The organism is Lysobacter antibioticus HS124 (assembly GCF_000336385.2).
Taxonomy (GTDB): Bacteria; Pseudomonadota; Gammaproteobacteria; order Xanthomonadales; family Xanthomonadaceae; genus Lysobacter; species Lysobacter firmicutimachus.
This window is the reverse complement of record NZ_HG424536.1, coordinates 19,051-45,172: the sequence shown is the minus strand read 5'-3', so window position 1 is coordinate 45,172 and position 26,122 is coordinate 19,051. Positions and strand designations below refer to the sequence as shown.

20 protein-coding genes and 1 pseudogene are annotated in these 26,122 nt (G+C 70.2%); 20 read left to right on the top strand and 1 reads right to left on the bottom strand.

The genetic code is table 11. The features are described from left to right. Positions 1-232 precede the first annotated feature (232 nt). The 12 genes from TX83_RS16585 to TX83_RS16530 all read left to right on the top strand — a co-directional run bounded on the left by TX83_RS16585 (position 233) and on the right by TX83_RS16530 (position 15,419). A complete protein-coding gene (locus TX83_RS16585) occupies positions 233-1,015 on the top strand; it encodes a 2OG-Fe(II) oxygenase (RefSeq protein WP_261370161.1) in 783 nt (260 codons plus the stop codon). A gap of 179 nt (positions 1,016-1,194) precedes the next feature. Further along, on the top strand, positions 1,195-1,974 hold the full coding sequence (locus tag TX83_RS16580; RefSeq protein ID WP_064749082.1) for a peptidoglycan-binding domain-containing protein: 780 nt from the start codon (positions 1,195-1,197) through the stop codon (positions 1,972-1,974). Positions 1,975-2,154: 180 nt separating this feature from the next. Beyond that, on the top strand, positions 2,155-4,368 hold the full coding sequence (locus tag TX83_RS16575) for a TonB-dependent receptor (RefSeq protein ID WP_075575212.1): 2,214 nt from the start codon (positions 2,155-2,157) through the stop codon (positions 4,366-4,368). Further along, positions 4,365-5,129, top strand: coding sequence for an ABC transporter ATP-binding protein (locus tag TX83_RS16570; protein WP_064749080.1), 765 nt, complete (start codon positions 4,365-4,367; stop codon positions 5,127-5,129). Before TX83_RS16575 ends, TX83_RS16570 begins: the two co-directional genes overlap by 4 nt. Further along, entirely contained in the window at positions 5,126-6,526 is a 1,401-nt protein-coding gene (locus tag TX83_RS16565; RefSeq protein ID WP_064749079.1) for a DUF3526 domain-containing protein, read from the top strand. The genes TX83_RS16570 and TX83_RS16565 overlap by 4 nt, the downstream gene beginning before the upstream one ends. Further along, on the top strand, positions 6,523-8,031 hold the full coding sequence (locus tag TX83_RS16560) for a DUF3526 domain-containing protein (protein WP_186442624.1): 1,509 nt from the start codon (positions 6,523-6,525) through the stop codon (positions 8,029-8,031). Before TX83_RS16565 ends, TX83_RS16560 begins: the two co-directional genes overlap by 4 nt. Positions 8,032-8,033: 2 nt before the next feature. Beyond that, positions 8,034-9,971, top strand: coding sequence for a TonB-dependent siderophore receptor (locus tag TX83_RS16555; protein WP_064749077.1), 1,938 nt, complete (start codon positions 8,034-8,036; stop codon positions 9,969-9,971). Between the two features lie 158 nt (positions 9,972-10,129). After that, on the top strand, positions 10,130-10,951 hold the full coding sequence (locus TX83_RS16550; protein ID WP_064749076.1) for a hypothetical protein: 822 nt from the start codon (positions 10,130-10,132) through the stop codon (positions 10,949-10,951). Continuing rightward, positions 10,948-12,018, top strand: coding sequence for a pyridoxal-phosphate dependent enzyme (locus TX83_RS16545; RefSeq protein ID WP_064749075.1), 1,071 nt, complete (start codon positions 10,948-10,950; stop codon positions 12,016-12,018). The genes TX83_RS16550 and TX83_RS16545 overlap by 4 nt, the downstream gene beginning before the upstream one ends. A 32-nt stretch (positions 12,019-12,050) precedes the next feature. Then, entirely contained in the window at positions 12,051-13,316 is a 1,266-nt protein-coding gene (locus TX83_RS16540; protein WP_064749074.1) for an ATP-grasp domain-containing protein, read from the top strand. A gap of 9 nt (positions 13,317-13,325) precedes the next feature. Continuing rightward, positions 13,326-14,180 carry a Rossmann-like domain-containing protein gene (locus tag TX83_RS16535; protein WP_064749073.1) on the top strand — a complete coding sequence of 285 codons (855 nt, stop codon included), beginning with the start codon at positions 13,326-13,328 and terminating at the stop codon, positions 14,178-14,180. Positions 14,181-14,189: 9 nt separating this feature from the next. After that, positions 14,190-15,419: an MFS transporter gene (locus TX83_RS16530; protein ID WP_075575211.1), complete on the top strand. Its 1,230-nt coding sequence runs from the start codon at positions 14,190-14,192 to the stop codon at positions 15,417-15,419. Positions 15,420-15,486: 67 nt separating this feature from the next. On the opposite strand, the gene TX83_RS16525 is transcribed toward TX83_RS16530, so the two are convergent. Further along, positions 15,487-15,951 carry a tRNA (cytidine(34)-2'-O)-methyltransferase gene (locus TX83_RS16525; RefSeq protein ID WP_064749071.1) on the bottom strand — a complete coding sequence of 155 codons (465 nt, stop codon included), beginning with the start codon at positions 15,949-15,951 and terminating at the stop codon, positions 15,487-15,489. A gap of 131 nt (positions 15,952-16,082) precedes the next feature. Here TX83_RS16525 and TX83_RS16520 point away from each other — a divergent pair, with 131 nt between their 5' ends. The 8 genes and pseudogenes from TX83_RS16520 (at position 16,083) to TX83_RS16485 (ending at position 26,090) form a co-directional block, all read left to right on the top strand. After that, positions 16,083-18,944, top strand: coding sequence for a M16 family metallopeptidase (locus TX83_RS16520; protein ID WP_064749070.1), 2,862 nt, complete (start codon positions 16,083-16,085; stop codon positions 18,942-18,944). 238 nt (positions 18,945-19,182) lie between these two features. Next, positions 19,183-19,485: pseudogene (locus TX83_RS16515) on the top strand (DUF4156 domain-containing protein); the annotation flags it as partial. A gap of 260 nt (positions 19,486-19,745) precedes the next feature. After that, positions 19,746-20,768, top strand: coding sequence for a 3-oxoacyl-ACP synthase III (locus TX83_RS16510; RefSeq protein ID WP_064749069.1), 1,023 nt, complete (start codon positions 19,746-19,748; stop codon positions 20,766-20,768). Between the two features lie 558 nt (positions 20,769-21,326). Beyond that, positions 21,327-21,572 (top strand): hypothetical protein, encoded by a 246-nt coding sequence (locus TX83_RS16505; protein WP_064749068.1) that lies wholly within the window; start codon positions 21,327-21,329, stop codon positions 21,570-21,572. A gap of 278 nt (positions 21,573-21,850) precedes the next feature. Continuing rightward, a complete protein-coding gene (locus TX83_RS16500) occupies positions 21,851-22,483 on the top strand; it encodes a DUF2170 family protein (protein ID WP_064749067.1) in 633 nt (210 codons plus the stop codon). A gap of 1 nt (position 22,484) precedes the next feature. Continuing rightward, positions 22,485-23,198, top strand: coding sequence for a PspA/IM30 family protein (locus TX83_RS16495; protein ID WP_064749066.1), 714 nt, complete (start codon positions 22,485-22,487; stop codon positions 23,196-23,198). 53 nt (positions 23,199-23,251) lie between these two features. Beyond that, positions 23,252-23,935, top strand: coding sequence for a hypothetical protein (locus TX83_RS16490; RefSeq protein ID WP_064749065.1), 684 nt, complete (start codon positions 23,252-23,254; stop codon positions 23,933-23,935). A gap of 112 nt (positions 23,936-24,047) precedes the next feature. Further along, a complete protein-coding gene (locus TX83_RS16485; protein ID WP_222423780.1) occupies positions 24,048-26,090 on the top strand; it encodes a flotillin family protein in 2,043 nt (680 codons plus the stop codon). Positions 26,091-26,122 lie beyond the last annotated feature (32 nt).

Sequence of the window (26,122 nt, the reverse complement as noted above, 5' to 3'; positions counted from 1 at the left end):
TGTCGATCTAGGCCATAAGTCCGAGATCGACGTGCGCGTATCGTCCGCCGTCCGCGTTTGTCTGGCTGGCGGCTGAATATTTCCGTCGAACCGGTGCGCACGCAGCAGATTCGGCAAAGATCGCTGCGGGCCGATGCGGCCCGAATCGATTCAGCCAGCAGCAGGATTCGGATAGCGCGCCCGGCGCGAAAACGGATCATGGGGTGACGAAAGTCATGCAGGAGCCGCGAACGTGCGCCGTACTTCATCGTTGCCCCTGTTCGGTACGCAGATCGAGGCCGATCCCGGCACCGCCGCAGTCGACGCAGCGGGCTACGCCGCGCGCGTCGCCACGCAGGATTGGATGCGCATCGGCGCGGAGCTGGACGAGCGCGGCAATGCGGTGCTGCCGGGCCTGCTCGCGCCGCAGGAGTGCGCGGCGTTGGCCGAGGCCTACGACGACGATGTGCGCTATCGCAGCCGGGTGACGATGGCTCGGCACGGCTTCGGCCGCGGCGAGTATCGCTACTACCGCTATCCCCTGCCGGCGCCGGTGCAGGCGTTGCGCAGCGCCCTGTATCCGCCGTTGTCGCAGGTCGCCGCGCGCTGGAACCGAGCGCTGGGCGACGCTGCGAGCTATCCGCCGACGCTGCGCGATTACCTGCGGCGTTGCCACGAGGCCGGGCAGCGGTGTCCGACGCCTTTGCTGCTGCGCTATGGCGAAGGCGACTACAACTGCCTGCACCAAGACGTGTACGGCGAGCACCTGTTCCCGCTGCAGGTGGCGATCCTGCTGTCCGAACCCGGGCGCGATTTCGACGGCGGCGAATTCGTCCTGACCGAGCAGCGGCCGCGGATGCAGTCGCGGGTCGAGGTGGTGCCGCTGCGCCAGGGCGATGCGGTCGCGTTCGCGGTGCGGCAACGCCCGCAGTCCGGCGCGTGCGGCCACTATCGGGTCGCGCTCAAGCACGGCGTCAGCCGCGTGCGCGCCGGTCGCCGCCACACCCTGGGCCTGATCTTCCACGACGCGCTGTAGGCCGCCGGCGTCGACCGGCGTTGCAGAAACGAACGCTGCCGCGGTGACCGCGCCGGCGGTCGCGCCGCGTTGGCTGGAATGTCGCGGCAGGGCGCCGCGGCGCGCGAACGCAGCGTCCGGGGCGAGACGGGCGGCGGGACGTGCGCGCGCAGGGATGCCGCCGCCAGGGAGTGTGTTTCATGGCCTTGCAGGATCAGTCTTATGTGCAGCGCGAGCTCGAGTTTCCGGGCGCGCTGAGTCAGGGCGCGAGCGGCGCGGCGACCAAGCGGGTCCAGGAATGGCTGGGCTATCACGGCAACGGCACGCCGGTGGACGGCAAGTTCGGACCGGCCACCGGGCGCGCGCTGGCCGAGTTCGCCCGGCGCAAACAGCTGGGTTTCTCCGGCGTGCTCGACGAGGCCCTGTGGGAGGCCTTGATCGAGCCGCTGGCGCGCATCGTCGCCTTGCCCGCGGTCGCGCCGTCCAAGCCGTACGCCCAGGCGGTGCGCTGGTTCGCCGAGCAACACCTGGCCGCGCATCCGATCGAATTGGGCGGCGCCAATCGCGGCCCCTGGGTGCGGCTGTACATGAAGGGCAGCCAGGGCGACGCCATGCTCTGGTGCGCAGGCTTCGTCAGCTTCGTCCTGCGCCAGGCCGCCGAAGCCCTCGGCGGCGCGCCGCCGATCGCCGGCAGCTTCGGCTGCGACGAGTTGGCGGCTCAGGCCAAACAGGTCGGCCGCTTCGTCGCCGGGCGCAGCGTCACCGGCGGCCGCGACATCGCCGCGCCGGGCGGCTGCGGCATCTTCCTGGTGCGCAAGACCGCCAGCGACTGGATCCACACCGGTTTCGCCTTCGACGGCGACCGCGACAGCTTCCTCAGCATCGAAGGCAACACCGACCGCAAGGGCTCGTCGAACGGTTTCGAGGTCGCGCGGCGGTCGCGCCGCACCTCGGCCAACGATTTCATCCGCCTGCACTAAGGCTTGCGCCTCGCCTCCGGCCGCGCGTCGGCGGCGAGGCCCGCTACCCACGTCGCAATTCCGGACCGAATCGACCCGAAGCGTATTGACGCGCTCCCGCCGTTCCCCGTACTGTCGCTGCTTGAATGAAATGTTATATCGTTTCATTCAGTGGGTCACAGTTCAGCAGGACGGGGAATCATGGCGGGCAGACGCGATCGGGGGCGCCGCACGGCGCGCATGGGGCAGGGAGTCTTGGCGGCCGGCTTGGCGCTGGCGGGGACCGCGGCGGCGCAGGAGGCGGCCGGCGGCGCGCCGACCCTGCTCGACAAAGTCACCGTCCAGGGCGGGGTCGGGCTGAGCCCGGGCCGCGATCAACCCAGTGCGACCGCTTCGCGACTCGGCCTGAGCGTGCGCGAAACTCCGGCCGCGATCGAGGTGCTGGACCAGGAGCTGCTGCAGTCGCGCGGCCTGCGCGGCAGCGTCGAAGCGCTCAATGCGGCGCCGGGCGTGCTGGCCGGGGCGCTGCCGTCGGCGCCGGGCTCGGCCTCGATGCGCGGTTTCAGCGGCGGCGCCATCGCTTTGCTGTTCGACGGCGCGCGCCAGACCGCCGCGCCGCTGGTGACCCGCGACTTCGACAGCTGGAGTTTCGAACGCATCGAAGTGCTCAAAGGGCCGGCCTCGGTGCTGTACGGCGAGGGCGCGCTGGCCGGTGCGATCAACCTGGTGCCCAAGCGTGCGCGGCCGGGCGAACGCGACTTGCAGGCGCAACTGGGCTGGGGCAGCTTCGGCAGTCGCCGCATCGGCGTGGACGCGAATCTGCCGCTGGGCGAAAACGCCGCACTGCGCGCGGTCGCCAGCCACCGGCGCAGCGACGGCTATGTCGACGACAACGCCAGCGACTCCAGTTCGGCCAGCCTGTCCTGGCGTTGGCGCCCGAATGAAGCCTTCGACGTCGAGGCGGCGCTGGACCACTACCAGGACGACTACGACGGCGCCTACTGGGGCACGCCGCTGTTGCCGCGCGCGGCGGCACGCGATCCGGGCGGGCTGGTGCGCAGCGCCGACGGCCGGGTGATCGACCGTGCCCTGCGCCGGCGCAACCACAACGTCGACAACGCGCTGCAGGACGCACGCAGCGACTGGTTGCGCACGCGCGCCGATTGGCGACTGGACGACGGCCTGCATCTGGTCAACGAGTTCAGCCTCTATCAGGCGCGGCGGCGCTGGTGGAATTCGGAAACCTATCGCTACGACGCGCTGCGCGGACGCCTGGACCGCAGCACCACGCGCATCGAGCACGACCATCGCTACTGGGTCGAGCGCCTGAGCCTGCGCGGCGACGGCATGGTCGGCGGACGGCGCAACCGCGCCACGCTCGGGATGGAACTCAGCGACGGCGACTTCGACGTCATGCGCCGCTTCGGTACGACCTCGCCGCTGGACCCGTTCTCTCTCGCGCGCGGCAGCGCCGGTTTCGCCGATCTGGCCGCGAACTACCCCGGTGCCGGCAATCGGGTCGATTTCGATTCGACCACCCGGGTGGCCTCGCTGTTCGCCGAAGACGCGCTCAATCTCAGCCCTCGATGGCTGCTGCTCGGCGGCCTGCGCTACGACCGGATCGCACTGCGGCGAAGCATCGTCGACCTCAACACCGGCGCACGTACCGGGTTTCGGCGCGACTATTCGCCGCTGTCCTGGCGCCTGGGCACGGTGTTCGACCTGGCGCCCGACACCCAGCTCTACGCCCAATACAGCGCCGCGGTGGCGCCGGTCGGCAGCCTGCCCTTGCTGTCGGCGGCGAACGCGCGCTTCGACCTGACCCACGGCCGCGCGATCGACGCCGGAATCAAAAGCCGGCTGTGGCAGGGCCGTTTCGAATGGGGCCTGGCCGGCTACTGGATCGAACAGGACGACATCGTCACCCGCGATCCGCTCAACGCCAATCTGTCGGTGCAGGGCGGGCGCCAATCGTCGCGCGGCGTGGAACTGACCGCTGCGGCCATGCCGACCCGCGGGCTGCGCCTGGACGCCAGCCTGGCCGCGCTGCGCGCGCGCTTCGACGTGCTGCGCGAAGCCGGCGGCGCCGACCGTGCCGGCAACGTGCCGCCCAACGTGCCCGAGCGCATCGCCGACCTGCGCGCGAGCTATCGCTTCGCGCAACGGCCGGTGACCCTGGCCGCCGGCGCCCGCTACGTCGGCCGCTACTACACCGACAACGCCAATCGCATCCGGGTCGGCGCGCGCACGGTCTGGGACGCGTCGATCGCCTACCGGCTGCCGTTCGGCGAGGTCGCCCTGCACGGGCGCAACCTCGGCGACGCGCTGTACGCCGACTGGTCGGGCGGCGCCGCGGATCAACTGTTGCTGGCCGCGCCGCGCAGCGTCGAACTCAGCCTGCGGGTGAATCTATGACTTTGCTGCAGAACCATCGCGTCGACGCGTCCGTGCCGGCCCTGCGCCTGCACGAAGTACGCAAGGATTTCGGCGACCGCCAGGCGCTGCGGGGGCTGTCGATCGCGCTGCGGCCGGGCGAGGTCTACGCCTTGCTCGGCCCGAACGGCGCCGGCAAGACCACCACCTTGAACCTGATCCTCGGATTCCTGAGCCCGGATGCCGGCCACGTCGAGGTCGCCGGCCTGCGCGTGGACCGCGACCCGCTGGCGGCGCGCGCGCGCATCGCCTATCTGCCGGAAACGGTGATGCTGCATCCACGCCTGAGTGCGATCGAAAACCTGAGCTACTTCGCCTTGCTCGGCGGTCGCCGGCTCGATCCGGCGCAGGCGCGCGCCCTGCTCGCCGACGCCGGCTTGCAGTCCGAAGCGCACGAGCGTCCCGCCGCCGGGTTCTCCAAGGGCATGCGGCAGAAGGTCGGGCTGGCGATCGCACTGGCCAAAAACGCGCAGCTGCTGTTGCTCGACGAGCCGACCTCGGGCCTGGACGCCAGCGCCGCCAACGATCTCTCGCTCGGCGTGCGCGCCGCGGTGCGGCGCGGCCTGGCGGTGTTGATGGCGACCCACGATCTGTACCGGGTCAAGGACGTCGCCGACCGGCTCGGCATCCTGCGCGGCGGCCGCTTGTTGACCGAGCGCGCCACCGCCGAGTTGTCGCCGGCGCAGATCGAGGCCTTGTACCTGCACGCGCTGGCCTCGGCCGAGCCGGAGTTCGGCGCATGATCGCCGCGCTGACCGCCTACGAAGGCCTGCTGCTGCGGCGCGACCGGCGCGCCTGGCGGGCGTTGTGGTGTTTGGCGGCGCTGGTGCTGATCGCGTTCGCGGTCAACCTCGGCCAGGTGATCGACGGCAATGCGGCCAAGCGCGAGGTCGCCGCGGCCGAACGCGCACGCTGGCTGGGCCAAGGCGAGAAGGACCCGCATTCGGCCGCGCACTACAGCATCTTCGCGTTCAAGCCGACGCCGCTGCTGGCCGCCCTGGACCCGGGCGTGGAGCCCTTCGTCGGCCAGACCGTGTGGCTGGAAGCGCACGTGCAGAACGATCTGCTGTACCGGCCGCAGGGCGAGGCCTCGGCCTTGCAGCGCGCCGGCCTGACCAGTCCGGCCGGCCTGCTGATCGGACTGGCGCCGCTGATCGCTTTCCTGCTCGCCTTCACGGCGGTGGCGATGGACCGCGAGCGCGGCACCTTGCGCTTGGCGCTGGGCGCGGCGTTGCGGCCGCGCACGATCGTGATCGCCAAGGGCTTGGCGATCTGGTCGGTCCTGAGCCTGGTCCTGGTCGTGCCGGTGACGCTGGCGGCGACGGTCGCCCTTTGGGCCGTCGTCGGTTGGGACGCCGACGCATTGCTGCGCCTGGCGTTGTGGGCGACGGCGATGAGCGCGTACCTGGGGCTGCTCAGCGCGCTCGGGGTGGCCGCGTCGCTGCTCGCCGGCAGCGTGCGCGGCGCCCTGGCGCTGTTGTTCGGGCTGTGGATTCTGCTCGCCTTGGCCCTGCCGCGCTGGGCCAGCAGCGCGGTCGAGCAGGCCCGCCCGTTGCCGGCGACGCAGTCGGTGAAGCAGCAGTTGCAGGACGAAGCGCCGGCCTACTGGACCGCCGAGCAGGCGCAGCAGCGTCGCGCCGAACTGCTCGCACGCTACGGCGCCGACCGCGCCGAGGCTTTGCCGGTGAACCTGCGCGGCGCCGAGCTCGATCTCAGCGAACGGCATTCGCACGCGGCCTTCGATCGCGTGCTGGGCAATTTCTACGATCGGGTCGAAGCGCAAGACCAGGCGTTCGCTGCGGTCGGCCTGTTGTCGCCGAGCGCGGCGATGCAGACGCTGTCGCCCTGGCTGGCCGGCAGCGATTTCCATCATCACCGCCGCTTCGTCGACGGCGCCGAGCGCTACCGGCGCGAGCTGGTCAACCGCATGAACCGGGAAGTCATGCGTCAGCCGAACGGCGACAGCGCCAAGCCCGGCGGCGATGCGTGGCTGTGGGCGCAGATTCCCGAATTCGTTCACCGTTCGCCCAGCCTGATCCAGGCCGGCGGCGCCGCCGGTTGGGCCCTGTGGGCGCTGGCGGTATGGGCGGCGCTGGCGTGCTGGGCCCTGGCGCGCGCCGCGCGCAGGTTGCGGCCATGAGCGCGCTGCCGACGACCGCGGCGAGCGACGCCGCACCGGTGAACTTCGCCCATCTGCTGCGCTGGGAACTGCGTCAGCTCGGTCGCAGCCGCCTGTTGCGGACGCTGTTGGCCTTGCTCGGCGCGGCGATGCTGTGGGGCGCGCACAACGGCGCCGCGCTGCACCACGCTCAGGACGCGGCGATCGAACGCAGTCGCGCCAGCGACGCGGCCTGGGCGGCGCAGATCCGCGAGCGTGCGCGGCGCTATGCCGAGCCCGCCGCGGAGCGGGTGCCGTATTGGCAAGATCCGACCGACATCGCCGGCTTCAGCCGCTATTTCCTCCGCGTGCACGCCGACAAACCGCATCTGCCGTTGTCGCCGCTCGCGGTCGGCGCCAGCGATCTGTTGCCGAGCCGGCTGCCGGTCAAACTGGAAACCCCGTTCGGGATCGAACCGGCCTACGACTTCGAAAACCCGCGTGGACTGGCGCTGGGCCGCTTCGACCTCGGTTTCGTCCTGGCCCAGTTGCTGCCGATCGCGGCCATCCTGCTGGTCGGCCTGCTGGCGACCTTCGAGCGCGATCACGGCATGCTGCGCCTGATCGCCGCGCAGCGCGTCTCCGCCCGCGTGTGGCTCGGCGCGCGCATCGCCGCGATCTATCTGTGGCTGGCGCCGGCAGTCCTGGCGTTGACTGCGGCTGCCCTGGCCGCAGCCGGCGTGGAGGCGGGCGCGGCCTGGCGCGAATTGGCCGCCGCAGCGGTCCTGCTGCTGGCCTACGTGGCGTTCTGGGTGGCGTTGGGCGGCGTGGTGGCGGCAGCCTGGCCGAACGCGGCCGGGGCGATCGCGACCCTGGCCGCGCTCTGGGCCCTGCTCGCGGTCGGCGTGCCGATGCTCGGCAGTGCGGCCGCCGAACGCGCGTGGCCGGCGCCGTCGGCCGTGGCCTATGTCGATGCGCAACGCCGCCACAACGACGCCATCGCGGCGCAGCGCGACCGGATCGTCGCCGCGCAACTGTGCCGCAACGGACGCGTCGACGCCGCCGAGCGCGCGGCCGGCCTGGACTACGCGACACGCCTGAGCTTCCTGGCGCCGGAGCTGGAACGGCGGCTGGCGCCGTTGCAACGACAGCGCGAACGGGCGCGGGACGGGCGCGAACGCGTGTCGGTCGTGGCCGGCTATCTGTCGCCGACGTTGGGCTTGCAGGAGGCATTGGCAAGGTTGGCCGGCACCGATGCGCAGCGCCATCGCGCCTTCGAAGCGCAGGTGCGCGTCTATCAGCAGCGCCTGCGCGACTGGTTCTATCCGCGCATCCAGCGCCGGATCGGCGCGGCGTCGGCCGACGGCACCTACGGACGACTGAACTTCGCCGAGTACGACGACATTCCGGCCTGGCACGGCGGCGAACGCAGCGGCGCCCAGCGCGCGGCGATGGCGTGGCCGTTCGCGCTGTGGCTGTGGGCGCTGAGCGGCATCGGTATCGCATTGGCCTGGCGTCGCCTGCGCGACTGGCCCACGGAGTTGTGAGCATGAGCCTGCGAGTATGGAGTTGGACCCTGGGCTGCGGCCTGCTCGCCTGCAGCGGCGAAGCCGCCGCGCAACGCGCCGGCGACAATGCCGTGACCGCGGCCGAGGACGCCTTCGGCGCGACTCTCGGCAACGAGAGCATCGGCCTGTACAGCAGCAAGCAGGTGCGTGGCTTTTCGCCGGTCGATGCCGGCAACGTGCGCATGGACGGGGTGTACTTCGACCGCCAGGGCACGGTTCCGCCGGCGCTGGTCGAGGGCTCGAGCATCCGCGTCGGCCTGTCGGCGCTGAGCTACCCGTTTCCGGCCCCGACCGGGATCGTCGACTACCGGCTGAAGAAGGCCGGCGACGAACGCGTGGTCAGCGTGCTGGGCGCGCTCAACGCCTACGCCGCGCCGGCGCTGGAGCTGGATGCGCGCTTGCTGATCGTGCCGGGCACGTTGGGCCTGGCCGCCGGGATCGCGGTAGCGCGCGAGGAGTACTACGACGGCGCCGACGCGCGCTATCTGCGTGCCGGCCTGGTGCCGCGCTGGCGGCCGAGCGAGAACGTCGAGATCCTGCCGTTCTGGAGTATCTCGCGTGGCCGCGACGAAGAGGTGGCGCCGACCATCCTGACCTCCGCCAATCACCTTCCGCCGCGGATCGAGCGCCGTCGCCATTTCGGCCAGAGCTGGTCGGACAACGAGTACGACAGCCGCAATTACGGCGTACTCGGCAAGGCCCGCTTCGGCCGCGACTGGGCGCTGTCCGGCGGCGTATTCCGTTCGATCAACCATCAGCCCAGCGGGTTCGCCGAACTGTTCGCCGGCACCACGCCCGACGGCCGCACGCGCGAAAAGGTGATCGCCGATCCGCGCCAGCGCTACGCCAGCAGCAGCGGCGAGTTGCGCCTGAGCCGCAGCTTCGCCGAGGGGCCGCGTCTGCACGTGCTGCATGCGGCGATACGCGCGCGCCGTCTGCACAACGAATACGGCGGTTCGGCGCCGGCGCTGGACCTGGGCGAACGCGCGCTCGGCGAGGCGCGGCCGGTGCCGAGGCCGTCGGCGTTCGCGTTCGGTCCGCGCAGCCACGACCGGGTGCGGCAGTGGACCGCGGGCCTGGCCTACGAGGGCCGTTGGCGCGAGGTCGGCGAACTCAATCTGGGCCTGCAGCGCAGCCATTACGAAAAAACGGTCGACCAGCCCGGCCTGCCGCGCACCGCCAGCCGCGACGATCCCTGGCTGCCGAGCGCCAGCGCGGCGCTGTACCTGAGTCCGGCCCTGGCGTTGTACGCCGGCCATACCCGCGGCCTGGAAGAGAGCGGCATCGCGCCGGACGATGCGGCCAACCGCAACCAGGCGCTGCAGGCGATCCGCACCCGCCAGAGCGACGCCGGCCTGCGCTGGAAATTCGGCGACGGCCTGAGCCTGGTCGCCGGCGCCTTCGACGTGCGCAAGCCGTACTTCACCACCGACGAGCGCAACGTGTTCGGCGCGATCGGCGAAGTCCGCCATCGCGGCGTCGAACTGAGCCTGAGCGGGCGGCCGTCGGACCGCTGGAGCCTGGTCGCCGGCGCGGTGCTGATGCGGCCGCGGGTCGGCGGCGAAGCGGTGCGGCTGGGCCGGGTGGGCGAGCGTCCGATCGGCCAGGCCGAACGCCTGCTGCGCACCGACCTGGAGTATCGCCCGGCGTGGCGGCCCGGCCTGTCGTTCGATCTGGCGATGAGCCATTACGGCGAGCGCGTGGCCTCGCGCGACGGGGTCAACCGGGTGCCGGCCTACACCCTGGTCGATCTCGGCGCGCGCTACCGTTTCCGCCTCGGCGAGGCGCCGGCCAGCCTGCGCGTGCTGGTCGCCAACGTCGCCGACACCTACACCTGGAACATCTACGGCCATAACAGTTTCGGCTTGACCGACGGTCGCCGCTTCAGCGCGCAACTGACGGTCGATTTCGGCGGTTGAACCTTCTGACGGGAGACGCGGCGATGCTGCGGCAGGAGCGAACGGCGACACGGAGTGCGGGCGGCCGCGATGCGGCCGAGGCGGCGGCGAGGGGGCAGGGGGACGTGCCGCCGCTGCGGACGATACACAGCGGGGTCTGCCACGGTACGCTGGGCGAGTTGTTGCAAGGCCCGTGCGAACACGAGGGCGAACTGCAGATCGGCATCATTTCGCTGCCGGTGCGGCGCTACAGCTGGATCCATTTCGCGCCCGGCGAGGACGGCGACATCGACGCCGACCTGGCCGGCAAGGACAAATGCCGGCGCGCGATCGAGCTGTACCTGCATCGGCACCGGCGACGCTTGCCGCACGGACGCTGGAGCCACGACTCGGAACTGCCGCTGGGCAAGGGCATGGCCAGTTCGACCGCCGACATCGTCGCCACCATCCGCTGCCTGGACCGGATCTTCGGCCTGGTCACGCCGGCGCCGGCGATCTCGGCCCTGCTGCGCGGCATCGAGCGCTCCGACAGCGTGTTTCTGGACAGCCATGCGCTGTACCTCAGCGGCCGCCAGCAGGTGCTGCAGACCTTCGACGCGCCGCTGCGCCTGCACGCCTGCTACATCGACGAGGGCGGCACGGTCGAAACCGAAAAGCTGGCCGCGCCCCTGCTGAGCCACTACCGGCGGCAATTGCCGGCCTATCGGGCGAACCTGCGCCGGGCGCTGGATGCGTTCGCCGCCCACGACGTCGCCGCGATCTGCGCCTGCGCCACGCGCAGCGCCGAACTCGCCCAAGGCGTCACTCCCAAACGGCACCTGCAAGAACTGCTCGAACGCCGGCGCGAGTTCGGCGCCGACGGCGTGCTGGTCGCGCACACCGGCAGCCTGATCGGCTACCTGTACGCGCTGCGGCCCGATGCGCTGCGCATGGGGGCGTTGTCCTCGTTCTTCCGTGGTCTCGGCCACGCCTGCCGCTTCATCGAAACGGGGGTCCGATGAGCCCGCATGCGCACATCGCCGATGCGATCAAGGCGCCGGACCTGATCCGGCTGGAGCGCAATCTCTACGTCGCCCGCTTCGAGACCATGAAGGTCTATTCGACCCTGGCGGCGGTGCAGGGACTGCTCGACAGCGGACGGATCGGTCCGGAGGCGACGTTGATCGACAGCTCCAGCGGCATTTACGCCTATGCCCTGGCCTTGGCCTGCCACAAGTTCGGGCTCAAGTGCCATATCGTCGGCTCTAAGACCGTCGACCGCACCCTGATGCTCCAGTTGCGCATCCTCGGCGCCACGGTCGAGCAGGTCGAGCCGCAGCCGACCCTGAAGCTGGACCAGAGCCTGCGCGTGGCGCGGATTCGCGAACTGCTCGCCGCCGACCCCAACCTGCACTGGATGCAGCAATACCACGACGACATCCACTACGACGGCTACGCGCCGGTCGCAGCGCAGATCGTCGCCGGCCTGGACTGCGCGCCGCTGAGCGTGGTCGGCGGGGTCGGCTCGGGCTGTTCCACCGGCGGGCTGGCGCGCGCGTTGCGCGCCGCCGAGCCGGGCGTGCAACTGATCGGCGTGCAGCCGTTCGGCAGCATGACCTTCGGCTGCCAGCACCTCGAAGACCCCGGCATCATCATCGCCGGCATCGGCAGTTCGATCCCGTTCCGCAACGTACGCCATGCCCTGTACGACCAGGTGCATTGGGTTTCGTTCGACTACGGCCTGTCCGGCGCGGTGGCGCTGCTGCGCGAGCACGCGGTGTTCGCCGGTCTGTCCAGCGGCTGCTGCTACCTGGTCGCGCGCCGCGAGGCGCGGCGCGATCCGCAGCGCAACGTGGTGTTCCTCGCCGCCGATACCGGCCACCGCTATGTCGAGGGCGTGTTCGCCGAATACGAGCGTGCGCTCGACCCGGATGCGCTGGCGCCGGTCGCGATCGAGTCGCTGCAGCAGCTGCAACTGCCGTGGTCGGCGATGGCCTGGGGACGCGCCGATTTCGACCCGGCCCGATTCGAGCCCGTTGCTTCCGGCTGTGTCGCGCCGGCGACGGCCGAGCCGGCGCTGGCGCACTGATACGCAACCCACCTCGCCCTCAGGAGACTGCGATGGCGCACCTGTTGATGATAGAAAGCTGGGTCGGCGGCACTGGGCGGATCTTTCCGCCGGCGATCGCCCGGCTCGGCCACCGCTACACCTTCGTCACCCGCAACCGCGACCACTACCGCGATACGCGCGCGCGCGAGATCCATCCGGTGATCGAGCACGCCGAACACGTGCTCAGCGCCGAGACCAACGACGTGCCGGCGCTGATCGAGTTCCTGCGCGCCCAGCACGCGATCCTGAACTTCGACGGCGTGGTCACCATCTGCGACTACTACATCGATACCGTGGCCCAGGTGGCGCAGGCGCTGGGCCTGCCGCAGGCGTTCTCGGCCAACGTGGTCGACGAGCGGCGCAAAGACCGGGTGCGCGAGGCGATCGAGCGCGCCGGCCTGCCGAACCCGAGGTTCGCCGTCACCGCGTCCTGGGACGAGTGCCGACGCGAGGCGCAGCGCATCGGCTACCCGCTGATCCTCAAGCCGACCGACCTGGCCTCCAGCGCCTTCGTCCGCTTGGTTCGCGACGAGGAAGAGTTGTGCGCGGCGTTCGACGCGCTGGAGCAGTTCCCGCGCAACTTCCGCGATCAGGCGCGGGTGCCCCTGCTGCTGCTGGAGGAGTACCTGCACGGCGAGGAGGTCAGCGTCGAGGCCTGCACCTATCGCGGCGCGACCACGGTGATCGGCATCACCGACAAGAGCCTGACCGGCTTTCCCTATTTCGTCGAGGACGGGCATATGTTCCCGGCCAGGCTCGATCCCGTGCAGGCGCGCGCGGTGGAAGACCTGGTGCGCGGCGCGCTGTCCGCGGTCGGCCACGACCACGGCCTCAGCCACACTGAGGTCAAACTGACCGCGCAGGGGCCGCGCATCGTCGAGATCAATCCGCGCCCCGGCGGCAATTACATCGCCGAACTGATCCAGCGCGTGACCGGCATCGACCTGCTCGATGCGCAGATCGAGCTGGCCCTGGGCCGTGAGCCCGACCTGCGACGGCGCGACACCGGCGTGGCCAGCGCGGCGATCAAGTTCCTGGTGCCGCCGCGCGCCGGCAAGGTCGTGGCCCTGGACGGCTCCGCCGACCTCGACGCCGATCCTCACGTCGAGCGCTGGAGCTTGGCCGCGGTCGCCGGCAGCGACGTCTCCGCGCCGATCGACAACGCCTGCTACCTCGGCCACGTGATCGCCAGCGACCGCGACGGCCTGCAGGCCCGCGCCTACGCCGAGCGCGCGCTGTCGCGCCTGGCCCTGACCTACGCCGACCCGGCTGCCTGAGCGACTGCCATGACCTTCGAGACCCTTGTTGCCCCGGCCAGCGTCGCCGACCTCACCCAGGCCGTGCTGCGCGGCGACTACGGCCCGGACCCGGCCGGCCTGCACGCGGTCGGCGCGTTCTGGGTGCGCCAGAGCACCCAGTTCCCAGGCACCGACACCAAATACCGCAATCACTACCTGGTGCTGCGGGTCGAGTCCGCGTTCGGCGGCTGCTGCGTCGAACGCGACCAGCTCGACCCGTCGGCGGCCGAGGAGCTGTCCGGCCGCGCGCTCGCCGAGTTGCTGCGCGATCCGCGCACGCCGGTGCGGATCGCCGCGCTCGACGCCTATCTGGCGCTGGTCCGGCCGCATCGCGAACAGGCCGGGGCCGAGCCGCGTTTGCTGCCGCACGGCACGCCGCTGCAGCGCGCGCAGGCGCGCGACGCGGCGATCGCCAGCCTGCTGCGGATCGCGCCCGGCATGCGGGTCGGCCTGATCGGCGTGGTCAATCCCCTGGTCGAGGCGATCCGCTCGCACGGCGGCGTGTGCCTGCCCTGCGACTTCAATCTCGAGTTCACCGCCGACGGCACCGAGGTCGCGCGCGACATGCGTCCGGTGCTGGCCGCGGCCGATCTGGTCATCGCCACCGGCATGACGCTCAGCAACGGGTCCTTCGACGAGATCCTGGCCACGCTGCGCGCGCGCGGCGTGCCGCTGGTGGTCTACGCCCAGACCGGCAGCGCGATCGTGCCGCGCTTTCTCGGCCGCGGCGTCGCCGCGGTGTCGGCCGAACCGTTTCCGTTTTCGCAGTTCAGCGCCGATCCGACCCCGATCCATCTCTACCGCGCCGCCGGCATCGGCCGCGGCGACGCGCGCGCGGCCTGAGGGGCGGCGGTGAGCGCGCTCGATGCTGCCCTTGTGCCGGCGCCGACCAGCGAGGCCGAACGCCGGCGCGGCCTCAACGGTCTGCTGGTCTACACCTTCTTCATGGTGACCGGCTTCGCCATGCTTATGCCGTTGGTCGCGGTGCATTTCGTCGATCGCCTCGGCCTGGCCGCGGCTGCGGTCGGCGGCGCGCTGGCGCTGCGCCAGGTCGCCCAGCAGGGCCTGGCCCTGCTCGGCGGCCTGCTCGCCGACCGCTACGGGGCGCGGCGCATGATCTGCCTCGGCGTGCTGTTGCGTGCGCTGGGCTTCGCCAGCCTGGCTTACGCGACCGAACTGCGCTGGCTGTTGCTGGCGATGCTGCTGGCCGCGCTCGGCGGGGCCATGTTCGAAGCGCCTTACCAGGCCTCGATCGCGGCGCTCACCGACGAGCGCAGCCGGCCGCGCTATTACGCGCTCAGCAACTGGATCGGCGGCGCGGCGACCACGCTCGGGCCGCTGCTCGGCGTGGCTCTACTGCGCTACGACTTCGCCCTGGTCTGCCTCGGGGCCGCGGCCTGCTTCGCCGCCAATTTCGTCATCGCCGTGCGCTGGTTGCCGAACGTGCCGCCGCCGGCGCGGCCGCCGCCGCTGCGCGACGGTCTGCAACGGGTGTGGCGCAACCGGCCGTTCCTGGTCCTGGTCGGGCTGCTGATGCTGTACTGGTTCGTCGCGGTGCAGATCAATCTGAGCCTGCCGCTGCTCGCGCAGCGGCTGACCGGCGACACCGACAGCGTCGGCATCATGTTCGCGCTCAGCGCCGGCCTGACCCTGGCGCTGCAGTACGCGCTGGTGCGCTGGTTGCAACGCTGGTTGAGCAGCGCGCAGATGCTGGTGCTGGGCACGGCGCTGATGGCGCTGGCGATCGGCGCGTTCGCTCTGGTCGGGAGTTTTGCCGCATTCCTGGCCTGCGTGGCCGCGTTCGCGATCGGCGCGGTGCTGACCCGGCCCAGCCAGCAGTCCCTGATCGCCGACCTGGCCGATCCGCGTGCGCTCGGCAGCTTCCTCGGCGTGAGTTCGCTGAGCCTGGCGGTCGGCGGCGGGCTCGGCAGCCTCGCCGGCGGCGGCCTGATCGACCTGGCCGCGGCGTTGCGCCTGCCGTGGCTGCCGTGGGCGACGTTCTGCGCGGTCGGTCTGCTCGGCGCGTTCGGCTTGGCCTGGGCTACGCGCGGTGCGGCGCGCGCTCCGGCGACCTCTCCCTGAGTGGACTTGCTCCCCCGGCGCGATCCGACGCCCGGGGGAGCCTTTTTCGCCTGTTCCCGCAGGGCGCTCAGGCGCCGCCGTCGAAGCCGTGCTGGCGCCAGGCCTCGAACACCACCACCGCGACCGAATTGGACAGATTCAGGCTGCGATTGTCCGGGCGCATCGGCAGGCGCAGGCGGTGCTCGGCCGGGATGCGCTCGAGCACGTCCTCGGGCAGGCCGCGGGTTTCCGGGCCGAACAGGAAGGCATCGCCGGGCGCGTAGGCGACGCGGTCGTAACGCACTTGGCTGCGCGTGCTCAGCGCGAACAGTCGCGGCGGCGCGATCGCCTGCAATGCCGCATGCAGGCTCTCGTGAACCTGCAGGCTGGCGTACTCGTGGTAGTCCAGCCCGGCGCGGCGCAGTTGCTTGTCCTCCAGGCTGAACCCCAGCGGTGCGACCAGGTGCAGGCGCGCGCCGGTGTTCGCGCACAGGCGGATGACGTTGCCGGTGTTGGGCGGTATCTCGGGCTGGTACAGGATGACCTCGAACATGACGCCATTATGCGACGCGCAACGCAGCGGCGCGGCGTCCCCCCCTGTGACCGCCGGCCCATGCCGCTGCGGCCGCTACCGCCTAGGATGGCGGCTTCGTCCCGCACGGACGCCCGACCGGAGCCCCGCCCATGCCCTCCTTCCCGACCCGATCCCTGCCGCGCGCCGCCGTGCTGGCCCTGGCGCTGGGCGCCGCGCTTGGCGGCGCGGTATGCACGCCGGCGCTGGCCGCGCCGCGCGCCGAAGTCTCGATTCCCTACGAGGAATTCACCCTGCCCAACGGCCTGCGGGTGATCGTGCACACCGATCGCAAGGCGCCGATCGTCGCGGTCAACGTCTGGTACCACGTCGGCAGCAAGAACGAGCAGCCCGGCCGCACCGGCTTCGCCCACCTGTTCGAGCACCTGATGTTCCAGGGCTCGGAAAACCACAAGGGCGAGTTCTTCGCTCCGTTCGAACTGGTCGGGGTGACCGACCAGAACGGCACCACCAACGTCGACCGCACCAACTATTTCCAGAACGTGCCGACGACCGCGCTGGACATGGCGCTGTGGATGGAGTCCGACCGCATGGGCCATCTGCTCGGCGCGATCGATCAGAAGACCCTCGACGAGCAGCGCGGCGTGGTTCAGAACGAGAAGCGCCAGGGCGAGAACCAGCCTTACGGCCGCCGCATCAGCGCCAAGCTCTACGAAGCCCTGTACCCGGCCGATCATCCCTACAGCTGGCAGACCATCGGCTCGATGGCCGACCTCGACGCGGCTTCGCTGGACGACGTCAAGACCTGGTTCCGCAGCTGGTACGGCCCCAACAACGCGGTGCTGGTGCTGGCCGGCGACATCGACCTGGCCACGGCCAAGGAAAAGGCGCTGCGTTACTTCGGCGACATTCCGGCCAGCGCTACGGTGCCGAAGATGGCCGCGCGCGTGCCCAAGCGCGAGCGCGACACCGAGGAAGTGGTGCCCGACCGGGTGCCGCAGGCGCGCGTCTACCGCGCCTGGCCGGTGGCCCCGTTCGGCGCCCGCGACGGCGCCGACCTGGAACTGTTCGCGCAGATCCTCGGCGGCAGCGCCGCCTCGCGCCTGGACGCGCGCCTGGTCCACCGCGACCGCATCGCCGACAGCGCCAGCGTGTCGATCAACGACGCCGAGATCAGCGGCACCCTGGTGGTGGTCGCCAACGTCAAGCAGGGCGTGGACCCGGCCAAGGTCCGCGCGGCGATCGACGAAGAAATCCGCCGCCTGATCGAACAGGGCCCGACCGCGCAGGAACTCGAGCAGGCCCAGACCTCGCTGCGCGCCGATTTCATCCGCGGCATCGAGCGCATCGGCGGCTTCGGCGGCAAGTCCGACGTGCTGGCGCGTTGCGCCGTGTTCTCCGGCAAGCCCGACTGTTTCCGCGACGATCTGGCGCGGATCGCCGCGGCGACGCCGGCCAGCGTGCAGGCCGCCGGCCGCACCTGGCTCGGGACCGGCTCGCATACCCTGCTGGTCCAGCCCGGCGACAAACCGGCCTCGTCGCTGCCGGAAACCGCGCACGCCGCGCCGGCCACGAAGCCGGCCCCGATCCCGGCCGCCGACCCGCGCTACAAGACCGTCGCCTCCGACGTCGATCGCAGCGCCGGCGTGCCCAAGACCGACCGCTTCCCGGAGCTACGCTTCCCCGCGCCGCAGCGCGCGACGCTGAGCAACGGCACCGAGGTGGTGCTGGTCGAGCGCCGTCAGACCCCGGTGGTGCAGCTGTGGATGGAGTTTCCCGGCGGCTTCAGCGCCGATCTCGGCCATCCGGTCGGCACCGCCAGCTTCGCCATGGCCATGCTCGACGAGGGCGCCGGCGAGTACGGCGCGCTGGCGCTGTCGGCGCGCAAGGAAGCGCTGGGCGTGGAACTGTCGTCCAGCGCCAGCCTGGACAGCGCCAACGTCGCCATGTCGGCCTTGACCGACAAACTCGGCGAGTCGCTGGACCTGTTCGCCGACGTGATCCGCCGCCCGCGCTTCGAAGAGGCCGAAATCGAGCGCGTGCGCGCGCAATGGCTGGCCGGGATCAAGCAGGAGAAGGCGCGGCCGCAGACCGCCGCGCTGCGCGTGCTGCCGCCGCTGTTGTACGGCGAAGGCCACGCTTACGCGATTCCGTTCACCGGTACCGGCACCGAGGCCTCGATCGCCGGGCTCAAGCGCGAGCAGCTGGTCGCCTTCCATCGCGATTGGCTGCAGCCGCACCGCGCGCGGGTGTTCGTGGTCGGCGATACCAGCCTGGAGGCGATCGTGCCCGAGCTCGAGCGCCGCTTCGGCGACTGGAAGCCGGCGGCCGACGCGCCGGCCCTGCCGGCCTTGAACACGGTCGCGCGGCCCAAGGCGCCGCGTGTGTTCCTGGTCGACCAGCCCGGCGCGATCCAGTCCAACATCTACGTCGGCGAGCTGATCCCGCCGACCGGCGACGCCGGCACGATCGATTTCGACTTCGCCAACGGCGTGCTCGGCGGCGAGTTCAGTTCGCGCCTGAACATGAATCTGCGCGAGGACAAGCACTGGGCCTACGGCTCCTACAGCGGCTCGGGCAACGCCAAGGGCCAGCGGCCGTGGATCGCCCAGGCCGCGGTGCAGTCGGACAAGACGGTCGAATCGTTGGCCGAGCTCAAGCGCGAGATCGGCTCCTTCGTCGACGGCAGCGCGCCGGTGACGCAGGCCGAGGTGGCCAAGATCCGCGCCGCCAACACCCTCAGCCTGCCGGGCGCGTACGAGACCAACGACGCGCTGATGGCGCAGATCAGCGCCGACCAGCGCTACGGCCGCCCGGCCGATTACATCCTCGAGTACAAGGCGCGCAACGAGGCCATGACCCCGGCGCTGGTCCAGGCCGCGGCCAAGCGCCTGGACCCGGCGGCGCTGACCTGGGTGGTGGTCGGCGACCTGTCCAAGATCGAGCAGCCGATCCGCGGGCTCAAGCTCGGGCAGGTGCAGGTGATCGATCACGACGGCAAGCCGGTGCGATAACGGCGACGACAGAGCCTCCGGCCCCTGTGCTTCAAAAAGGGGGATCGGCGGGGACGGCAAGGAGGGCCGCGTCGTCGACGCGGCCTTCTTCGCTTGGGTGAGGCTGAAAGGGACGGGGGGATCAAAGCCCGCTCAATGCGCCCCGTCCGTCTTCGCTTGCCGAGGACAATCCGTATTCCTACCGCGCTCAGCCGAATCCGGCGACAATGCGCGCGATCGAATCCTGAGCGAGGTCCGCATGCGCGCGTTGGCAATCCTGTCCCTGGCCCTGACCGTTTCGGCCTGCACCTGGGTGCAGATGGCGCCGGGCGCGCAGGCGGTGCGCGTGCTCTCGGCGGGCGCCGCGCCGGCCTGCGAGAAGCGCGGCGAAGTGGTGGTGGCGGTCAAGCACAACGTCGCCTTCTACGAGCGCAACGAGTTGCGCGTGCGCGAGGAACTGGAGACCCTGGCCCGCAACGAAGCGCCGGGCCTGCAGGCCGATACGATCCAGCCGCTGGCCGCGCCCGCGCAGGGCCAGCAGCGCTTCGCGGCCTACCGTTGCGGCGGTGCCGCCGCCGCCCCGGCCACGCAAACCGCGCCCGGCTCTGCGGCCCAGACCTATCCGGTGGGCGGCTGAAGCGGCAAATCCGAACGCCGGCGTACGGCTTTTCGGACAGCACATTTGCGTTGTAATCGATTGATATATAAGGGTTAATAGGTCTTTTCGGCGGCTGGGACACGGTTCAGGGGCGGTTCGGAAAGGGTGCATGGGGGGCGTGAAGGCGCTAACCTGTCGCACTTTTCCGCCTAGGGTTCGCGCCCATGCTGTTCCAACACGTCGCCATCGCCGGGCTCGCTCACGTCGATGCTCCGCGCAAGCTGACCTCCGACGAGATCAACGCCCGCCTCAAGCCGACCCTCGATCGCCTGGGCATCAAGGTCAACGTGCTGCAGGACGTGGCCGGCGTGCACGAGCGCCGTCTGTGGGACGGCGAAGTGCGCGCCTCCGACGCCGCCACCCTGGCCGCGGTCAAGGCGCTTGCCGATGCCGGGGTCGATGCCGACCGCATCGGCCTGCTGGTCAACACCTCGGTCAGCCGCGATTACCTGGAGCCGTCCACGGCCAGCATCGTCGCCGGCAACCTGCGTCTGGGCGAGAACTGCCAGAACTTCGACGTCGCCAACGCCTGCCTGGCCTTCATCAACGGCATGGACATCGCCGGCCGCATGATCGAGCGCGGCGAAATCGACTATGCCCTGGTCGTCGACGGCGAAACCGCCAATCTCGCCTACGAGAAGACCCTCGAGCGTCTGAGCAAGGCCGATGTCACCGAAGCGCAGTTGCGCGACGAGATGGCGACCCTGACCCTGGGCTCGGGCGCCGCGGCGATGGTGCTGGCGCGCAGCGAGCTGGCGCCGGGCGCGCCGCGCTACCGCGGCGGCGTGACCCGCTCGGCCACCGAATGGAACCAGCTGTGCCTGGGCGACTTGCACCACGACCGCATGGTCGCCGACGGCCGCATGCTGATGATCGAAGGCCTCAAGCTCGGCCAGAAGACCTTCGCCGCGGCCAAGGCCGCGCTGGGCTGGGCGGTCGAGGAGCTCGACGAATTCGTCATCCACCAGGTCAGCCGCGCCCACACCCAGGCCTTCCTCAAGGCCTTCGGCATCGACCCGAACAAGGTCATGACCATCTTCGGCGAGCACGGCAACATCGGCCCGGCCTCGGTGCCGATCGTGCTGAGCAAGCTGCGCGAGATGGGCCGCCTGAAGAAGGGCAACCGCGTCGCCCTGCTCGGCATCGGCTCGGGTCTGAACTGCTCGATGGCCGAAGTGGTGTGGTGATGTGCGATTGAGCCCGAGAGCTCGGTCGAATACGAAAGCCCGGTGCGCGAGCATCGGGCTTTTGCTTTTTGGGGATTCGGGATTTGGGATTCGCGAGTGGGGAGTGGGGCGTGGGGAGTGGGGAGTGGGGAATGAGAGGCGTGGGGCCTTGCCTTGGAGGGTAGGAGCGGCGCAAGCCGCGACCGCGCTGCAGCGTTCTCGCGCCGCCGCGCCCCGGTGCTGTGCTCTCCTGTAGGAGCGGCGCAAGCCGCGACCGTGCTGCAGCGTTCTCGCGCCGCCGCGCCCGGTGCTGCGCTCTCCTGTAGGAGCGGCGTAAGCCGCGACAATCGCAGCGATTTACGCAAGCGTACCGACCGAAGCCCGGATGCGCTGCATCGAAGCCGTGTGGCGCGATTGGGTTTCGAGCGGCCGCGCGGCATTTCACCGCTCCGGCTGTCGCGGCTTACGCCGCGCCGGCATAAAGCGGCGCGACACAAGCGCTTGCTATAGTCGGAGCATCGCACGAGCGCTCGGCCCGCTCGCGCTCAGGACGCCCATCCCCGCAACGGAGTTGCCCGCATGACCCAGCCCAAGAGCCACCTCGCGATCGCACTCGCCTCGATCCCGGTGTTCGCCAACGACGGCCGGCTCGACACCGCCGAGCTGCAAAACCTGCTCGATCTGGCCCTGCGCGACCAGGCCGTCGACGACGACGAGAAGCGCGTGCTCGGCAACATCTTCAAGCAGGCCGAACTCGGCGAGCTCGATGCCGAGGTCCGGCGGCGCATCGACCTGGCCCGACGCCAGCACGGCATTCCGGCCTGAGCCAACGCCGTCCAGCGCCTGGCCGCCGGAAAAGGACGGCGGGGGAAGCCGCTCCGGCCCGCCGGGCAGGGCGGTAGACGTGTCCGGCGTAATCCTCCTTCGCCCCCCTTTTCGTTCTTTGCGCAATGGCGCACGACGCCCGGACCGGTCCCGAGATGGGCTCTAAGCCATTGATCCAAAAAAGCTGTCTGGCGCGCGGTCCACGTCGCCTTGCCGTTCGTCGACTCTCACATGTCATGTCTTGCAGCAATCACATGTGATGCCGTAATGTGAACGCCATGGAACAACGCCGATCCTCCGCCTACTACCAGCGCCGCCATCGCGAACGCCTGCGCGAGAAGGGGCTGGTCAAGAAAGAGCTGTGGGTATTGCCGGAGTTCGCCGACGAACTGCTGGCGGTGGAAAAGCGCATGCGGCAACCGCGCGGGGCGATGCCGGCGCGGGCACGAGGAGAGGGCACGATGAGCGATGGCAAGGTCTGGACCGCGCGCGGGCTGTACGAGGCCCTGACGCAGACCGAAGAATTCGTCTACGGCGACTCGCAGATCGAGCTGATCGACGGCGCCGAAGCCAGCCTGCACCTGGTCATGGCCGAATACGGCGACCTGCCGCTGTTCGTGGCCGTGGTCGGCGAGCAGATCGTGGTCGAGGCGCTGCTGTGGCCGGTGGCCCACGTGCGCGATCCGGCCGCGTTCAACGAAGAGGTGCTGCGCACCCACAAGGCCTTCTTCCCGCTGTCGACCATCGGCATCGAGACCCTGGCCGACGGCGAGGCGGTGTACATGATGTTCGGTGCGCTGAGCGCGGCCTCGTCGTTGTCCAACGTCCTGTACGAAATCGAAACCCTGGCCGACAACGTCATCAAGGCCACCGAGGCCTACGAACCGCAGCTGCTGCTGGAGGCGGCCTGACATGCCCAAGTCCGACGGCAGCGAAGGCATCTGGAACAAACTGCTGACCTCGCTGCGCGGCGGCGCGCACGAGCTCGGCGAAGCGCTGGCCGACAGTCAGGCGCTGCGCATCCTCGACCAGGAAATCCGCGATTGCGACCTGGAGCTGCGCCAGTCGCGCGAATCGCTGGCGCAGCTGATGGCGCGGCACAAGCTGGCCGAACGCGAGCTGAGCGATTCGGCCGACAAGGTCGGCGAGTACGAAGGCTATGCGCTCAAGGCGCTGCAGGCCGGCGACCAGTCGCTGGCGCTGGAAGTGGCCGACAAGGTGGTGCAACTGGAAGCGCATCGGCGCGAGCAGGAAGGCCATGTCGCCCAGCTCGCCGCGGCCGCGACCGAGCTGCGCAAGGCCATCGCCATGGCCGAGGGCAATATCCGCCGGCTGAAGCAGCAATTGGACACGGTCAAGGCGACCGAAAGCATGCAGCGCGCCCAGGCCGCGGTCGCGCACCGCTACGCCGGCCCGCAAAGCCGGCTGCAGACCGCAGTCGACTCGCTGGCGCGGATCAAGCGCAAGCAGGCCGAGCGCGGCGCGCGCATGGAGGCCGCGGCCGAACTCGCGCGCCAGGACGGCGGCGACGCATTGGAGCGCAAGCTGCGCGAAGCCGGGATTCTGCGCGACGAGGCCGGCGCCGAAGCGGTGTTGCAACGCTTGCGACAGAAGCTGCCGGGCTGACCGGCATCGTGCCGCGCCGTGCGCGGCGAGCGGGAAGCGGAAGGGGAGGGGCGATGGGCGAATTTCTGACCACGGTGTTTTCGTTGCCGACGGCGTTCTACACCGTGCTGCTCGGCGTGGTGATCGGCTATTGGCTGCTGTCGGCGCTGGGCCTGGTCGGCGGCGAGATGATCGACGGCTGGATCGGCGGCGACGGTCACGGTCACGGCGGCCACGGCCTGGGCGACCACACCCTCGCCGACGGCGCTCACCACCACCAGCAAGGCCTGTTCGACCCGCTGATGCGGCTGGGCCTGGGCGGCATCCCGGTGACCGTGGTGCTGAGCGTGCTGATCGGCGTGTCCTGGGCCCTGACCTACCTGGCCGACGTTTACTTGCTGCGGCATCTGCCCGGCGTCGCGCTGCAGATCGCCGGCGGCGTGGCCGCGATCGTGATCGCCTTCGCCGTGGCGATTCCGGTTTCGGCCCTGGCGCTGCGTCCGCTGCGCCGATTGCTGCGCAAGATGCAGCCCGGCCCGCCGCGGCCGATCCTGGGCCAGGTCGCGGTGGTGCGCAGCCCGGTCAACGCCGTCACCGGCACCGCCAGCATGGAAGACGGCGGCGCCGGGCTGATCCTGCAGATCCGCGACGACGACCCGGTGCGCTTCCAGCGCGGCGACCGCGTGGTGCTGATCGAATACCTCGAAGACCGCAATGCCTACCGCGTGGTCAGCGAGGACGAGTTCCGCGGCAGCTGAGCCGCGACGCAATCCGTCCGACGGCGTCCGTCCGGCGTCGGAGTCGCAGCGGCCGCCGCGGCCGCGCATGAGGACGGTCGAATCTTGCTGTTTGAGTCATAGGGAGATGCAAATGGGTACTGCAATCATGGTGCTGACGCTGATCGGCGTGTCGCTGCTGATCCTGTTCGTCATGTTGCTGATGTTCAAAGCCTTCTACATCAAGGTGCCGCAGGGCACGGCCTTGATCGTCAACGACATGTCGTCCACGCCGAAGGTGCATTTCACCGGCGCGCTGGTCTATCCGGTGATCTACAAGAAGGAGTTCATGCAGATCTCCCTGATCACCCTGGAAGTCGACCGCCGGGCCAAAGACGGCCTGATCTGCAAGGACAACATGCGCGCCGACATCACCGTCGCGTTCTACCTGCGGGTCAACGAGACCCAGCAGGACGTGCTCAAGGTCGCCAAGGCGATCGGCGTCGACCGCGCCTCCGACCGCACCGCGGTCAACGAACTGTTCAACGCCAAGTTCTCCGAGGCGCTGAAGACCGTCGGCAAGCAGATCGAGTTCGTCAAGCTGTTCGAGAACCGGCAGGAGTTCCGCGACCGCATCATCGAGGTGATCGGCAACGACCTCAACGGCTACGTGCTCGAGGACGTGGCGATCGACTACCTCGAGCAGACCCCGAAGGCCTCGCTGGACCCGAACAACATCCTCGACGCCGAGGGCATCCGCAAGATCACCGAGCTGACCGCGGCGCAGAACGTCATCACCAACGAGCTCGAGCGCAACGAGCAGCTGGCGATCACCAAGAAGAACGTCGAAACCCGCGAGGCCATGCTGGCCCTGGAGCGCCAGCAGGCCGACGCCGAGGCGCGGCAGAAGCGCGAGATCGAGACGATCAAGGCGCGCGAGGAAGCCGAGACCGCCAAGGTGCGCGAGGAAGAGCGGCTCAAGGCCGAGCAGGCGCGCATCGCGGTGCAGGAACAGCTCGACATTCGCGAAGAGAATCGTCTTCGCGAAGTCGAAGTCGCGCAGCAGAACCGCCAGCGCGCGGTGGTGATCGAGGTCGAGAAGGTGACCCGGGCCAAGGACCTGGAAGTGGTGGCCCGCGAGCGCGAGGTCGAGCTGAACCGGATCGACAAAGAAAAGGCGCTGGAAGAGCAGCGCAAGGACATCGCCAACGTGATCCGCGAGCGGATCGCGGTAGAGAAGACCGTGGCCCAGGAAGAGGAGCGGATCAAGGAAGTGCGGCAGGTGTCGGAAGCCGACCGCGCCAAGCAGGTCACCGTGCTCGCCGCGCAGGCCGCGGCCGAGGAAGAGCTGGTGCGCCAGGTCAAGCAGGCCGAGGCCGACGAAGTCGCGTCCAAGCACAAGGCGGCGCAGATGACCGTGCTGGCCCAGGCCGAACTGGAAGCGGCCGGCAAAAGCGCCGAGGCCAAGAAGAAACTGGCCGAAGGCATCGAGGCCGAGCGCGCCGCGCCGGGCCTGGCCGATGCGCGGGTACGCGAAGTGGCCGCGGCGGCGGCCGAGAAGGAGGGCCTGGCGCAGGCGCGCGTCATCGCCGAAACCCTGGCCGCCGAGGCCCGCGGCGAGCAGGAAAAGGGCTTGGCCCAGGCGCGGGTGATCGAAGTCCAGGCCGAGGCCAAGCAGAAACAGGGCCTGGCCGACGCCAAGGTGCTGGAAGAAAACCTGTTCGCGCAGGCGCGCGGCGAGGAACAGCTCGGCGTGGCCAAGGCCAAGGCGACCAAGGACCTGGGCCTGTCGGAAGCCGAGGTGTTGCTGCAGAAGTTCAAGGCCGAGGCCGAGGGCCTGGGGCAGAAGTTCGGCGCGCTGGATTCGCTCAGCGATCAGGCCCGCGCCCACGAAGAGTTCCGCATGCAGTTGGAGAAGAGCTTCGAGCAGGCCCTGGCCGGCATCGAGGCGAACAAGGAAATCGCCAAGGAGCAGTCCGAGGTGCTGGCCGCCGCGCTCAGCAAGGCCAACATCGACATCGTCGGCGGCGAGGGCGCGTTCTTCGATTCCTTCGCCAAGGCGCTGTCGGTCGGCAAGGCGATCGAAGGCGTGGCCGGCAAGAGCCCGATCGTGCAGGACGTGTTGCAGCGGCTGTTGGTCAAGGCCGACGGCAAGGGCGACGGCAAGCTCGCCGGCGAGGCCGCGCTGGACTCCTGAGCGGCGGCCGGACCAGGGAACGCGCCGCCGCT